12 protein-coding genes are annotated in these 15,073 nt (G+C 43.7%); 7 read left to right on the top strand and 5 right to left on the bottom strand.

Going from position 1 to position 15,073, the window contains the following annotated elements:
* Nucleotides 1-38: 38 nt before the first annotated feature.
* From udk to V7R42_RS18625, 3 genes are all read left to right on the top strand, one after another.
* On the top strand, nucleotides 39-662 hold the full coding sequence (udk, locus tag V7R42_RS18615; RefSeq protein WP_014950808.1) for a uridine kinase: 624 nt from the start codon (nucleotides 39-41) through the stop codon (nucleotides 660-662).
* Between the two features lie 12 nt (nucleotides 663-674).
* Nucleotides 675-1,886 carry a NupC/NupG family nucleoside CNT transporter gene (locus V7R42_RS18620; RefSeq protein WP_334022042.1) on the top strand — a complete coding sequence of 404 codons (1,212 nt, stop codon included), beginning with the start codon at nucleotides 675-677 and terminating at the stop codon, nucleotides 1,884-1,886.
* 169 nt (nucleotides 1,887-2,055) lie between these two features.
* On the top strand, nucleotides 2,056-2,895 hold the full coding sequence (locus V7R42_RS18625) for an isopenicillin N synthase family dioxygenase (protein WP_334022044.1): 840 nt from the start codon (nucleotides 2,056-2,058) through the stop codon (nucleotides 2,893-2,895).
* Between the two features lie 94 nt (nucleotides 2,896-2,989).
* Here V7R42_RS18625 and V7R42_RS18630 read toward each other — a convergent pair whose 3' ends face one another.
* The gene (locus V7R42_RS18630; RefSeq protein WP_334022046.1) at nucleotides 2,990-4,147 is read right to left on the bottom strand and encodes a tetratricopeptide repeat protein; all 1,158 of its coding nucleotides are present in this window, start codon (nucleotides 4,145-4,147) and stop codon (nucleotides 2,990-2,992) included.
* Nucleotides 4,148-4,434: 287 nt separating this feature from the next.
* On the opposite strand from V7R42_RS18630, the gene V7R42_RS18635 reads away from it, so the two are divergent.
* From V7R42_RS18635 to V7R42_RS18645, 3 genes are all read left to right on the top strand, one after another.
* A complete protein-coding gene (locus V7R42_RS18635) occupies nucleotides 4,435-4,941 on the top strand; it encodes a fasciclin domain-containing protein (RefSeq protein WP_334022048.1) in 507 nt (168 codons plus the stop codon).
* A gap of 216 nt (nucleotides 4,942-5,157) precedes the next feature.
* Nucleotides 5,158-5,577 (top strand): MAPEG family protein, encoded by a 420-nt coding sequence (locus V7R42_RS18640; RefSeq protein WP_334022050.1) that lies wholly within the window; start codon nucleotides 5,158-5,160, stop codon nucleotides 5,575-5,577.
* A gap of 134 nt (nucleotides 5,578-5,711) precedes the next feature.
* Entirely contained in the window at nucleotides 5,712-6,692 is a 981-nt protein-coding gene (locus tag V7R42_RS18645; RefSeq protein ID WP_334022051.1) for a GGDEF domain-containing response regulator, read from the top strand.
* Nucleotides 6,693-6,734: 42 nt separating this feature from the next.
* Here V7R42_RS18645 and V7R42_RS18650 read toward each other — a convergent pair whose 3' ends face one another.
* The 4 genes from V7R42_RS18650 to V7R42_RS18665 form a co-directional block, all read right to left on the bottom strand.
* Nucleotides 6,735-7,328 carry a 3'-5' exonuclease gene (locus V7R42_RS18650; RefSeq protein WP_334022052.1) on the bottom strand — a complete coding sequence of 198 codons (594 nt, stop codon included), beginning with the start codon at nucleotides 7,326-7,328 and terminating at the stop codon, nucleotides 6,735-6,737.
* 100 nt (nucleotides 7,329-7,428) lie between these two features.
* Nucleotides 7,429-9,258, bottom strand: coding sequence for a DUF294 nucleotidyltransferase-like domain-containing protein (locus tag V7R42_RS18655; protein WP_334022054.1), 1,830 nt, complete (start codon nucleotides 9,256-9,258; stop codon nucleotides 7,429-7,431).
* 97 nt (nucleotides 9,259-9,355) lie between these two features.
* A complete protein-coding gene (locus tag V7R42_RS18660; RefSeq protein ID WP_334022056.1) occupies nucleotides 9,356-11,062 on the bottom strand; it encodes a sodium:solute symporter family protein in 1,707 nt (568 codons plus the stop codon).
* 3 nt (nucleotides 11,063-11,065) lie between these two features.
* Nucleotides 11,066-11,332, bottom strand: a complete 267-nt coding sequence (locus V7R42_RS18665) for a DUF4212 domain-containing protein (protein WP_014950817.1) — start codon at nucleotides 11,330-11,332, stop codon at nucleotides 11,066-11,068.
* Nucleotides 11,333-11,589: 257 nt separating this feature from the next.
* Between V7R42_RS18665 and V7R42_RS18670 the strand changes: the two genes are divergently transcribed.
* Nucleotides 11,590-15,033, top strand: a complete 3,444-nt coding sequence (locus V7R42_RS18670) for a PAS domain-containing hybrid sensor histidine kinase/response regulator (protein ID WP_334022059.1) — start codon at nucleotides 11,590-11,592, stop codon at nucleotides 15,031-15,033.
* Nucleotides 15,034-15,073 lie beyond the last annotated feature (40 nt).

Raw genomic sequence — 15,073 nt, forward strand, 5'->3', positions numbered from 1 at the left:
GCGTATCTTTGCACCAACAAAATCAGCTTTATAGTACTATGCAATCGCCACTTATTATTGCCATTTCTGGAGCTTCTGGCTCTGGGAAGTCTCTTTTTACAAAAAATTTGTTTAACGGCTTCAGTGCTCAAGGTCGCCCTGTTCAGGTGCTGCGTGAAGATCACTACTATCGCGCACAAGATCATCTTCCCATGGAACAACGTGAGAAGAATAACTATGATCATCCAAATGCATTTGAACATGAGCTCTTGAAGGCACATTTGCAAGCATTGCGCGATGGTCAACCCATTGATTATCCGCACTATTGCTATAAAACGCATACGCGTTTGCCTGAAACTGAGCGTCTCAATCCAGCGCCGGTAATTATTCTTGAAGGCATTATGTTACTTGCTCGTACTGATCTACTTCCTTTGTACGACGTGAAAATCTTCATCGACACGCCTCTTGATATTTGTTTGATGCGTAGAATGATGCGCGACTTGAAAGAACGGGGTCGTAGTATAGAGTCTGTAGCAAAACAGTACGAAGAAACTGTTAAGCCTATGTATCATCAATTTATCGAACCTAGCCGCTTCACTGCCGACGTAGTAGTGACGCAAGGTGGCAAAAACCAAATTGCATTAGATGTGATCAAATCACACATTCAGCAAGCGCTTCTTTAAGGGAACATTACTATGGTAAGTTTACTGGGCATAGCAGTCCTTCTGGGCATTGCTTTCGCATTATCATCGGCGAAACGCAATATAAATTGGCGCACTGTTGGTGGCGCATTTGCTATTCAAGCATCCGTTGGCGCGTTTGTCCTGTATTCTGAAACCGGTAAAGAAGTATTGTTAGGTGCAACGCGTTTCGTTGCCAACATCATCGCTTATAGCCAAGAAGGCATTAATTTCTTGTTTGGCCCTATTGGCGACAAATCGATTGCATTTATTTTTGCCTTCAACGTACTCCCTGTCATTGTGTTTTTCTCGGCGCTTATTGCCGTTCTTTATCACCTTAAAGTGATGGGCTTGATCATCAAAGTTATTGGTGGTTTTTTACAGAAAGCACTGGGAACCAGCCGCCCTGAATCCATGTCTTCGGCTGCCAACATTTTTGTAGGACAAACTGAAGCCCCACTTGTTGTTCGTCCGTTTATTCCGCATATGACAAGCTCTGAACTGTTTGCCATTATGGTGGGTGGTTTGGCATCAATTGCTGGCTCGGTTATGGCAGGTTATGCGGGAATGGGCGTTGATCTTAAGTATTTGTTAGCGGCGAGCTTTATGGCTGCCCCTGGTGGCTTACTGATGGCGAAGATCATTTTGCCAGAAACCAGTAAGCCAAATGAAGATTTACACGACGTAGATGCGGAAGATACCGGCTACGCCAATGTATTTGATGCTGCCGCCAGCGGCGCAGCGTCAGGCATGCAGCTTGCGTTGAACGTAGGCGCTATGCTACTCGCTTTCATAGCATTAATAGCCATGTTCAACGGCCTCGTTGGCTGGACGGCGGGGCTGCTAGGCTATGAAAACGTTACGTTTGAAGGGATCCTGGGTTATGTACTTCAACCTCTCGCATGGGCAATCGGCGTACCATGGGAGGAAGCGCAACTTGCAGGCAGCTTTATTGGTCAGAAAATGGTAGTCAACGAATTCGTTGCTTACCTAAACTTCTTGGAAAACCAATCACAACTGTCTGAAGCATCTCAGGCCATTATCACCTTTGCACTTTGTGGTTTTGCAAACTTCTCTTCTATCGCTATTTTGATGGGTGGAATTGGTGCTATGGCACCAACACGCAGAAAAGAAATTGCGAGACTGGGGTTAAAAGCTGTTATTGCTGCAACGCTATCAAACTTAATGAGTGCCGCACTTGCGGGCTTTTACCTCTCTCTTGGTTAAATTTCATTAATTTGGACCAGTTGGTCAAGATTTTACTAGACTAACTGGTCAGGTTTCTGTAAATTACGCGCAAATTCCTCGCGGGGTTGATTTATGTCAATTTCTGCGACTTTTTTCTGTAGCCCGTCTACCTTTATAATGCCGCAGTCAAAATATACGGGATAAAGTTATGCAATTAGTTGCTGTTGATTACCAAGCGGAAAACGCACAAGAAGAATTCGTGAAGTCTCTTCGCGAGACAGGGTTCGGTGTTTTGAAAAATCACCCTATCCAACAGTCATTAGTTCAGGGTATTTACGACAATTGGCAGGGCTTCTTCGACAGCGAAGAGAAGAATGATTACCTGTACAACAAGGGTAAACAAGACGGATTTTTCCCTCAGAGCGTATCTGAGGTAGCCAAAGGCTTTACGAAAAAAGATATTAAAGAGTATTACCATTTCTATCCATGGGGCCAGTGCCCAGAAGCACTACAACCACAGATTTCTCAGTACTATGAGGAAGCCAATTCATTAGCGAAAGAGCTACTGGGTTGGATAGAAAAGCATTCTCCTTCAGAGGTGAGTGATAAGTACAGTCAACCGCTTGGTGACATGATCAAAGATTCAGATCAAACCTTGCTTCGTATACTGCACTATCCGCCACTAAAAGGTGATGAAGAAGTAGACGCAATTCGCGCAGCAGCTCACGAAGATATTAACTTGATTACTATCTTACCTGCGGCTAATGAGCCTGGATTGCAAGTACAAGCTAAAGACGGTAGTTGGATTGAAGTTCCTTGCGATTTCGGGAACTTGATTGTGAATATTGGCGACATGCTTCAAGAGGCATCGGGCGGATACTTTCCATCAACTACGCATAGGGTTGTAAACCCAGATGGCGCTGACATGACGAAATCTCGTATTTCATTGCCATTATTCTTACACCCTAGACCGGATGTTGTTCTTTCAGAACGTCATACTGCAGGGTCATACCTGCAAGAGCGCCTTCGTGAGCTGGGCGTTATATAAATTAAGTTCCTTTTGTAGTGTTATTCTTTGCCGCAGCTAGTCTGCGGCTTTTTTGTATATAGCCTATCGTCTCCGCTTTACTCAAAGCGCTTTATTAATTGTTCGCCAAAACCGATAACTTCGACTGATAGCGAGATTTATCTTGCCCATTTTTCGCATGCTTAATCGCTCGAGATAGGTATTGCTCAGCCTTGGTAATGTCTCCGCTCTCATAATAAGTTTTCGCTAATCCGAACAGAATTTCATGACGCGTACTATCAAGTTTCAAGCCTTTTGAATAGTAAGATATCGCCGCTTCATACTCTTCGTTGTCGTAGGCTTGCTCACCCAATATATAATGATAAAAAGGGTTGCTTTGGCGTTTATTATCCACCATAAGATTTATTGTTTTCGCTTCTTCTAATCTATCTTGGTAGCGATAAAGTATCGATAAATTCTCCCACGCTGTTAGATTTTCATTATTTAATGATAAAGCATGCTGATAAGCCGCTTCAGCTTGCTCATATGCGTCTGCCATTCGATAGAGTACACCAAGATTGACCCAGCTCTGGGACAGTTCAGGTGCCAGGGTCGCAGCTGCTCTAAAGTAGCTATACGCTTTGGTATAACTATTAGCAACAAGCGCATCAGCGCCCTTGTTGTTATAAAACATAGCAATGATTTTTTTCTCTGATACCGGCACTCTTGGAAAGTGACTTCTGAGTGTTTGAGGATCGAAATCCACATCTGCCCAGTTTCCACCAATAGATGCGACGCTCTGATCTGCTGGCATCTGGACTCTCAAATTAATGTGGCCATTTAATAGACTGTAGCCATCTCGACGCGTCCAGTACTCGGGAATATCTACTTCGTAGAACGTGGCTTGTAACCCTGCGTGTTCCGCCAACGCATAGGTCATAATAGAAAGGGATAAACAATTGGCTGCACGATTATTGAACGTCGTATTTGCTGTTGTGTTTGCGCTATTCCTGTAAAGCATTCCTTGTTCAGAATGGTCAAATATGGCCTTCACCAAACCTTTTACGTTTTTTTGAAGTGGGCTTTTTTCATAGACTGCTTGTTCAGCAAAAAGCTGAGCGTCTTCATCTAGGTAAAAAATCTCTTCTGATGACTCCACTGGAAATAATGTATAAGAGGGAAAGAGGCTGTCGTGCAACAAAGTTGGCTCAGCTTTTACATACTGGTTATCGGTAGATTGGCAAGCAGAAAGCACTATGCACAACAACAAAAGAGCTGCGTGTCGAGCATTCATAATAGGCACCTTTCTTATTTACTCGATACGCTAAGTATAGCAGCCACCCGAAAATTTACATTTTATTTACAACCCATCTAGATGCAAGTTCATCGCAAAATTTTTTATTCCACGCGCTTATTGGCGTCTCAAGCGTTGCGACATAGCATTACACAAAGTTAATCATCAAATTTCTCAAATGTGCCGTAAGAATGCTCAATTCAGTAGCTTTCAGTGGCGTAGGTCATGCAGTTGGCGATACGAAGGATGTTGAATTTCACTTAATGTAATAGGTAAAAGGAAATAATATGAAAAAGTTAATTAGTGTGTTTTTCTTCGTTGTATTTAGTGTCTCAGCAGTTGCGGGGCACCACGCAAAGGATGAACATAACGACATTGTAGATACTGCGGCAAGCAAAGACATATTCTCAACACTTGTTACCGCAGTTAAAGCTGCAGATTTGGTTAATACATTAAAGGGTGATGGACCGTTCACCGTTTTCGCTCCCACCGATGAAGCGTTTGCTGCACTCCCGCCTGGCACCATTGAAATGCTGTTAAAACCGGAGAATAAACAAACCCTTGTTAAAATTCTTACCTACCACGTGGTAGCGGGCAAAGTCACAGCTAAAGATGTGGCTTCGCTGTCTGATGCTACAACAGTAGAAGGGAGCAAGGTGATGGTCTCTGCTAACATGAATAAGGTCATGATTAATGATGCAAGCGTGATAAAAGCAGATGTAATGACAAGTAACGGTGTTATTCACGTGATTGATACCGTGCTACTTCCAAATGATGTAAAAGCCGCGCTGTAAAGTAAGGTTACAAACGAAAGCACTAAATTATAGTGCTTTCGTTAATCCTTCTATTTATTGTCTGTTTCGATCTCTTCAACAAACTTCGGCGTAGAAGTATACAGTGATCAGTTGGTTGGCAGACAGGCATGCCTGACATACTTAAACGTCAATTGGTCTTTTTCGTTAGTTAACTATTCAACTGAATCCATTCAAGGAAAAAAGAAAGGAGTTCACGTGTTCACCGTATACACCTACAGTCTCGCAGGCCTTTTGCTTATAAGCTTCACAGTTTTTGTTCAAAATATCGTTGCGGCTATCGCGCACCGAAAGCAGTCTCGCTATGTTCCAGGAAAAGTGAGCGAAGAATTGAGTCATGATAGCTTTGTGTTCAGAAGCCACAGAACATTCCACAACTCACTGGAGAACATTCATCAGTTTACACTTCCCGCGCTTCTGTGCATTTTTCTTGGCGCATCAACCAGTATACTTGCGGCTCTTGTTTGGACTTACGCGCTAAGTAGAATTATTCATATGGGGCTTTACTACGCAATCGCCACAGAAAAAAACCCCAGCCCCAGAAGCTATTTTTATATGATAGGAGCGCTGTGTACCTTTGGTGTCTTTGGTCTTGCTGTGGTTAATTTGTTTTCTTAAAAACAATATAAAACAGTGATATAAATATTAAATTAAACCATGCGGTTAAATATTAAACTTTTGATTAATCCACATTTTTTAAAATAAGGCGTACGCTTTAGACATAGCTCTCACATTAGTGTTTAGGAGTACGTGTGTATATTGAACAAGTTGGCGACCGAACTTTGGCTGATTGCAAAGTGCTGATTGTCGACGACCAAGCCAGCAGCAGAATTGTTCTGGAAGCGCTACTTGAAGACACTGTAGCGTGTACTTCTGTCGGCTCGGGTAAAGAAGCAATTGAATATTGCAAGTATCATACTCCTGACTTGATCCTCATGGATGTATCTATGCCAGAAATGGATGGGCATCAAACCACCGCATTGCTAAGAAAAAAGCCATCGTGTGCTCACATTCCTATTATTTTCGTCACGTCTTCATCAAATGAAGAGGAAGAATCTAAGTGTTGGGAGTCTGGCTGCGTCGACTTTGTTGCGAAACCAGTCAACGCTTGTACCCTACGCAACCGTGTAAAGTCTCATATCAATCACAAACTGAGAAACGATTTACTGGAAAGACTTATCTATGTTGATAAGCTCACAGGAGCTTACAACCGACACTATTTAGATGACTATTTACCCCGTTTAGTAAAAGATGGTTTACGCAATGTAACACCACTTTCTTTGGTTATTTTTGATGTTGATCACTTTAAACTGTTCAATGATATGTATGGCCACTTAGATGGCGATAGTTGTTTGTGGAAGATCAGTACAACGATCAGTGACGCCCTACTTCGGCCGATGGACAAACTAGTCAGAATTGGCGGTGAAGAATTTTTGGTTATTCTACCTAATACGGACGTTGACGGCGCGAAGGCTGTCACTGAGCGCTTATTGCAAACGATTTACGATCTGAATATTCCTCACGCTGCATCTGAGCATAAGCGCGTTACATTAAGTGCAGGTTTAGCCGTAAAGAGTGCCAATGATAATAAAACGATTGACTATGTAATGTTAGAAGCAGACAAAAATCTGTATGTCTCTAAAACTTCTGGACGAAATCAACTAACGGCACCGACAACGGAAAGCGCCGTCAAGATGAATGCGTTGAGTCATATCTCAAAGATAAAAACCTAAGAAACATCATTAACGTTGCACTGCTTTTAGTACAATAAATTGCTAATGCGGTATGCCTAGTTTAAAGCGGCCAACAGCATTCGTGTGAGCCAGCGTATCGAGTGAGTCCTCCAGCCTAATTCCTAATTCGTTTAACTGCGCGTAAAACAACTGTATTGTTGCTAACGCATCATCTAGTGCGTTGTGTTCAGGAAACGCGGGTAAGTCTAGCCGTTGTCTACAAACCGTTAGCGTTGCACTCGTGCTGGGTAGCACCTGATGCTGTTTACTTAACTGATACAGTGCAAGCTGAAGCGTGTCAATATAAAGCACTTCCACCTGCGGTAATCCACACCGTTTAAATGCACTATCAAGTGCCATCAAATCTAATCGTGCGTTGTGAAAAATCAGAATGTGGGTCTTCAGTAATGGTATTAACACTCTTATGGCATCTGCTAAACCCTCGCCTTGCTGTAAAATATCCAGCGTCAATCCGTGAATTACAGGGCTTTGCCCTAAGTCCGCTGAGGTATTAATAACGTGATAACCACTAGAAGAAAGCGTAATTCTTCCGGCAGAACCACTTACATATCCAATAGATGTTATTTGGGTTGTCGCAGGGTCTAGCGATGTGAGTTCTAAGTCAACAGAAGTCAAAAGTGTGTTGCCTAACTTTTTATCACGCAATGATTTTCTGAAGTTGTGCTTGTCAAAAAGTATCGATGAACAAGCTTCGATTATTCGCGATATCATAGGCTTAACTTACACCGCCTGAGAATTTCATAACCATTGCCTGATTCGTTCTCTCAATAGCCTTGAAAGCGGCCTTTAGCTGGTGTTTTTCTATCGATGATAAGCTGGAAATAGACACTCGATTGTCCGTGACTTTGTTTTCCAATTGGTGTCGCCAACGTAAACGATTTAAGAAAAGCCAGATATCTCGGAGGTTGGTGGCATCTCTCTTTGAGAGTTGAGAACTTGATGAGAGTGCGTCTAAACGGGCAAGCGTGTTAGGTAACGTTATACCATCAGCTAACGCATATATGCGGGCGATATTGTTGATTAAGGCCACAGCTCGCGTTTTCAGATCGATTACATCTTTTTCTTTGCGGCCTTTTTCATAAATAAATTTTTGGAACATGGAAAGCGGAACCGATATTTCGTTGCTGTTTCTCGTAAGCGCTGCTAAGAACATATTTTGCTTCATCAAAGGCGCTCTTCGACGCTGTAACTGCTTAAATAAACTTATGTCCCCAGCCGCACATCGAACATCCAGAAAAATATTAAAGTGCATAATCGCATCTTTCGTTGGTGCTTTTACCCATTGCTTAGCTTCTTCAATGGCTTCATCAAGTGAGAGTCTAAGCTTCGGGTTACTCGCCATAATATTGCCATCACACAGCTTAATGCCACATTTCGCTAAACCCTTGCATACATAATCAGCCATTTTCGCGAAGTATTCAGCTTGCGCTTCGCTTGGCCGCTCAGCTAATAACAATCCATTATCTTGGTCCGAGCCCATTGTCTGGTCTTCTCTTGCTTGTGAGCCATAAACAAGCCAAGCGAACATCATGGGGGCTTTACCGTTAGCCTGTTGGTAAAAACCAATGAGTTTTCTCGTCATAATATCCGTGGCTTGAGATAAAATTTTGCCAGCAATATCGTAGTCTCCTGCTTTTTTCGCATGAGCAGAAAAATAGTGCGGCAATTGCCAAGACAACCGTGTTAGCTCATACAGGTTCTCCGCTTTGCTTAGCTCCCCAATAATAAAAAGAACGTTTCCACGCTGATGACGAATGATATCGCTGGCTGTCACCATGCCCAAAGGCACTAGAGTTTGTTGGTCAATAACGGGCAAATGATGAATGTTTTTTTCGGTCATTAGCGCCAAGGCATCGAAAAGCGTTCTATTTCCCATTATTTGCGCAGGATTAGGGGTCATTATATTACTGACAGGAAGATGAATATCGAGAGAGGTGGCAACTACTCGCGAACGTAAATCACGATCAGTAATAATACCAATAAGTTTATCTTCTCGGGTGACCAGTAACGACGATACTTTTCGTTCCGTCATACTCTGCGCAGCCGTTGTTATTGAGGTACCTGCGTCCACCGACACCGGAGACTTGGTAATAACATCTTCTAACCCTTTATAGAGCCACATAGAATTACTATCAGAAATAGCATGATTTTGAAGCGCATTATTGTGTAAGCCGTCGAAAAAATGTCGAATTGCAGGCAGGTCGAATAAAGGGGCAGCCGCCGCTGCTTTAAAACAGTAAACAAGACCGGGGCTATCCACGCTAACGCTTAGCGGAAAATTGCGTTTCTCCATTATATTAGCGTAACCAAAGTAGTCGCCTTCACTTAAATGACGTAACGGAGCCTCTGAATCTTGAACAGAAAACTGTCCATTTTGAATGAGGTAAAGTGACGCATCGTCCTTTTGCAGATCGCTAACATTATCCGCTGTCAAATATATCAATTCAGTCTGTTTTACCAGCTCAAGCTTTTGCTCTTTATCCAGCACATCAAAAGGTGCTGATGTATTAAGAAAATCTTCAACTTGCTTTGCCATTGCAGTCATAGAAAATGTCCGGTTCACAAAATGAAAAACCAACCTACTCACTTTCGCCAGTAGATTGGTTTTATTTTGCTAAAGCCTATCATAAGGCAACGTTAGTTTAGTGCGCTGATGCTTCACCCGCTCCCTTAGGATAACGAATGCTTTCAACCAGCTCTTGGATTTCTTCTGGCGCTTCATCTGTTGCTTTGAACACAAGGTAAGCCACAATGAAGTTCACCATCATACCCAAAGTACCAATACCTTCAGGAGAAATACCGAACCACCAGTTGTCAGGCGTGTTGGCTGCTGGGTTTACAAATTTAAAGTAAATAATGTAAGCCGCAGTGAACGCAATACCTGAAATCATCCCAGCGATAGCACCTTTATCGTTCATGCGCTTGCTGAAGATACCCATAATAATTGCCGGGAAGAAACTCGATGCCGCTAAGCCGAAGGCAAATGCCACCACCTGTGCAACAAAGCCCGGCGGATTAATACCGAAGTAGCCTGCTATGACGATAGCCACACCAGCTGCTAATCGCGCATACATGAGCTCGGCTTTGTCGGTAATATTCGGCATAAAGTTTCGTTTTAATAAATCGTGGGAAACCGATGTCGATATAACCAATAGAAGGCCTGCTGAGGTAGACAGGGCTGCTGCTACCCCCCCCGCGGCCACCAGTGCAATTACCCACGCAGGTAAGTTCGCAATTTCAGGGTTCGCCAGAACCATAATATCGCGGTCAACCTTCATTTCGTTACGCTCATCGCCTGAATAGAACATCTTGCCATCGCCATTCTTATCTTCATATGAAATAAGACCCGTTTGTTCCCAGTTTTTAATCCACGACGGCGCTTCTTCATAGCTGGTTCCCGTCATTTCAGGACCATTAATGGTCTCAATCATATTCACACGGGCAAACGCTGCTAGTGACGGTGCTGTGGTATAAAGCACTGCGATAAATGCCAGTGCATAACCTGCTGATTTACGCGCATCATGAACTTTAGGCACGGTGAAGAAGCGAACAATTACATGTGGAAGACCTGCGGTACCTACCATCAACGCAAAGGTGATAAAGAATACATCAATGGTACTTTTTGTCCCTGAGGTATATTCGTTAAACCCTAATTCTACGGATAAGTTATCGAGTTTCTGCAGCATATGCACCCCCGAGCCGTCAGCTAAAGTAGCACCGAAACCGGTTTGCGGCAGGATATGCCCTGTTACCATCATAGAGATAAATACAGCCGGTACAATGTAGGCGAAAATCATTACACAATACTGTGCAACCTGTGTATAGGTAATACCTTTCATACCACCAAGTACCGTGTAGAAGAACACGATAACCATGCCGATAACCACACCAGACACAATATCAACCTCTAAGAACCGGCTGAATACCACACCTACACCACGCATTTGACCCGCAACATATGTGAAGCAGACGAAGATTGCACAAAATACAGCAACCGTACGTGCGGTTTGAGAGTAGTAACGATCGCCAATAAAGTCAGGTACCGTAAACTTACCGAACTTACGTAAGTAAGGCGCGAGACAAAGCGCAAGTAAAACATATCCACCTGTCCACCCCATTAGATACACAGCACCGTCATACCCCATAAACGAGATAAGACCGGCCATTGAAATGAACGAGGCTGCCGACATCCAATCTGCTGCGGTAGCCATACCGTTCATAACAGGTGGTACTCCACCACCGGCTACGTAAAAATCGTTGGTTGACCCTGCGCGGGCCCAAATTGCTATAGCGATATAAAGCGCAAATGATGCACCTACAATGATAAACGTTAAAGTTTGAACGTCCATGATTTACTCCTCATCTACGCCGTAGCGTTTGTCCATGGCGTTCATCTTAGCCATGTAGACAAAGATCAATGCAACAAATACGTAAATTGCGCCCTGTTGCGCAAACCAGAAGCCTAATTTAAAGCCAAAAAATTGGATTTCATTTAAGATATCGACAAAAATAATGCCGGCACCGAATGATACGATAAACCAAACGACTAAAAGCTTGGCGAGAAGAGCGAGATTCTCCCTCCAATACGCTTTTTTGTCCTCTTCGTTTCTAAATGCCATTGTTTCACCCTCTTGTCAGGTTAATTGATTGTTATGATTTTACATATTCCTAACGCCCGGCTTTGTTAACGTTATTGCTGCGTTTTAAGTGACTAAGCAAAGGCAATCACAAGCAGCAAAGTCAAGCATTTAGGAGCTCGACTACTACTCTAGACCTGCCTTTAAAAATTCAAAATGAGACCATGGTCGTAGGTAGACCAACGTCGAAATGATTATAATAGAGGCAGCATTGTTAAAATTAAGTTAAAAGGAAGGTTATGGTTTTTGGTTGGGTAACGCTTGCGGTACTGTATCTCTTCTTGCTGTTTTCACTGGCAAGTTGGGGTGAAAAGAACTCGCCCACCGCTAGAGCGCTAACGTCACACCCTGCTATTTATTCATTGGCTCTTGCCATTTACTGTACTGCCTGGACCTTTTTCGGCATGGTCGGCCAAGCAAGTCGAGACACCTGGATATACCTTCCAATCATGCTTGGGCCCATCCTTGTTTACGTCTTGGGTTACAAGTTTATTTATAAGTTAACCTTGGTTAGCAAGAAGCAACACATTACCACTATTTCAGACTTCATCGCATCGCGTTATGGAAAGCGCCAAACCGTAGCTTTGGTGGTTACGCTTATCGCACTACTTGCCACTATTCCTTACATCGCACTTCAATTAAAAGCGGTCGGTGCGACTTTCCAGCTTCTCACTCAGCAGCCAAACAGCAACGGCATTATTATTGCCGCCACAGGCTTTATCGCCGCCTTCGCGATGTACTTTGGTACGCGACAAACAGATGTTACGGAGTACAGGCGAGGTTTAATGCTGGCTATTGCATTCGAGTCGACCATAAAATTACTGGCATTAGTGCTAGTAGCTATTGTTGGTTATAGTGCGTGGAAGCGCACCCAATCTGGCCCTTTCTTCGAAAGCTTTACCAATGAAATAGCCTTGGCGCAATTTGGTTCGTTCACCTTTATTGCTCAAACAATTATGGCTGCCGCGGCCATTGTCTGCTTACCCAGACAATTCCACGTTGCCATTATTGATAACTTAAGCTTGGGACATCTGCGTACGGCAAGGTGGCTATTTCCTCTCTACCTGACCATTATTTCAGCGGTTATTCCTATTATTGCCATAGCAGGTAAAGCCATTTTTGCAGGCGGTAATATTGAACCCGATTCCTACGTGCTGTCGCTCGCTGTATTTTCAGAGTCGGTCCTCCTTCAGGTGATTGTCTTTGTAGGTGGACTTTCTGCCGCCACAGCCATGATCATTGTGGCAACGCTCACACTAAGCACAATGCTCACCAACGATGTTATCTTGCCACGCATTCTTGCATTTACGGGTAATACCGATGACAAACAGGACGTATCGAGCAAAATCAGACTTATTCGCCGTATAGTCATCGCGTTTATCTTGCTCATGGCTTTTTTATATCACCAGCAAATGACCAGCAGCCGCTCCCTTCATTCGATTGGGCTCATTGCTTTTTCGTTAGTTATTCAGCTTATGCCAGCTATTGTTGGCGGACTTTATTGGAAGCGTGCTCACGCCCACGGGGTTTACGCGGGGCTTATGGTGGGGTTAGTTATTTGGGTGTTGTGGCTTGTACTTCCCATTGTGAGCGAACAAATTTCACAGATGGAACAAAACGAACTCATTAGCCAAGGCGCTATGATTAGCCTAGCGGCTAACAGCTTTGTTTACATGCTCTTTTCTCACTTTGCACCCCAGCGCCTTATCGACAGAATGCAAGCGGAAGCGTTTGTGTCTCCGGCAATTTCCACCAACAACACGGTAAAAGCCCAGGCTACCAACGTAACCATATCCGATCTCATTACACTGTTGTCGACTTTTATGGGTTCGGGCCGCTGCGAACAATTATTGGAACAATATCAGCAACTCAACAATTGCCAATTAAAGCACGACGACACACCGAACGAATCGTTCTTATCATTTTGCGAACGCGCCTTGGGTGGCGTTATTGGCGCATCGAGTGCCAAAGTACTGCTAGACAGCGCATTGCGCGGTAAGAAGATGGACTTTACCGAAGTTATTAATTTCTTTGATGACACCACGCAAGCCATGCAATTTAATATGACTGCACTATTAACGTCACTTGAAAATATGGACCAAGGCATTAGCGTAGTCGACAAGCACTTAAATTTAGTCGCGTGGAATAAGCGCTATGCCGACCTCTACCCTTACCCAGACAATTTGCTGGCAGTGGGTACGCCAATAGAAAGGCTAATTAGATATAACGCTTCACAGGGTGAATTTGGTACCGATAACGTAGACGTTGAAGTAGAGAAAAGACTCGCTCATTTACGCTCTGGTATGCCCCATCGCTTTACGAGACAACGGATGGATGGACGGGTTATTGAGATGGTAGGCAACCCTTTACCTGGCGGTGGATTCGTAACAAGCTTTAACGACATTACCGGACACGTTGAAATACAGCAAGCGCTTGAAGAATCGAACATTGATCTTGAAGCCCGTATTAAAAAGCGTACTGAAGAAGTGCACTCCATTAACGCGGAACTTCGGCTTGAAATAGAACGGCGCTCTGACGCTGAGAAAGAGCTGATAAGAGCACGAAAAGCAGCCGAGGATGCCAACGCCAGTAAAACCCGTTTCTTGGCCCTCGCTAGCCATGATGTACTACAGCCACTCAATGCCGCCAAGCTTTACGTCAGTGCTTTGGAAGAGCAAGAGTTAACTGATTCGGCTTTAGCTATTATTCAAAAGCTCAGCCATAGTGTTACCTCCAGCGAGACGCTGATTGGCACTTTGCTTGATATTGCCCGCTTGGATCAAGGGGAAATGAGACCTGATATTGAGCCTATTGATGTAAAAGCCCTGTTGTCACCACTCGTGGACGAAATGGCGATGCGCGCTAGAGAGAAAGGACTTGGCTTTAAAGCCATTATACGCCCATGTTGGGTAAATGCCGACAAGACGTATTTATATCGAATAACCCAAAACTTGCTATCAAATGCGGTTAAGTACACCGAAAGCGGGCGAGTTCTGTTTATTGTCAAGCCTATAAAAGACACCGTTTTTTTCAAAGTTATCGATACGGGTATCGGCATATCTAACGATAAAAAAGACAGTATTTTTGGTGATTTTTTCCGTGCAAACGAAAGTAAGGAGCACGGAATAGGACTGGGATTGGGGGTCGTACGCCGTTTAAGCCAGCAGTTAGACAGTGATATTAACGTAACGTCAAAAATAGGCAAAGGAAGTTGCTTTGCGTTTAGCCTAGTTAAAGCTGAGCCCAAGCACGTTGCTAGCGATACAGCCAAGCCTCGCAGTACAACATTTACTGGCATGGATGTGCTTTGTGTGGACGATCAACGAGAGAACTTAGATGCCATGCAGACCCTATTGCAGAAATGGGGAATTAACGTGATGCTTGCAAACAACTGGGATGATGCTTTGAAAATCTGTGAGACCATTCAGCCTCAAATCTTGTTAATGGATTATCAACTTAGTCACGACAGCCAAAAAAATGGCCTGGCATTGATTGAGGAAATTAGACATCGACTTAACATTGTAATACCAGCGGCGCTCATAACGGCAACACCAGATGAAAACTTAGTCTCAGAATGCAAAGCCCAAGGCGTGAACTTTTTAGCTAAACCGCTAAAACCAGCGAAGCTACGCGCGCTACTTCAAAGTATGACGCGCTATATCAGAGAAGCGAAAAACGTATAGCTAACTACAAGGTTTTGGCTATTTGTTCTATAAAGAACGC

Origin of the sequence: Alteromonas sp. S015, from assembly GCF_036864485.1 — a bacterium.
Lineage (GTDB): Bacteria > Pseudomonadota > Gammaproteobacteria > Enterobacterales > Alteromonadaceae > Alteromonas.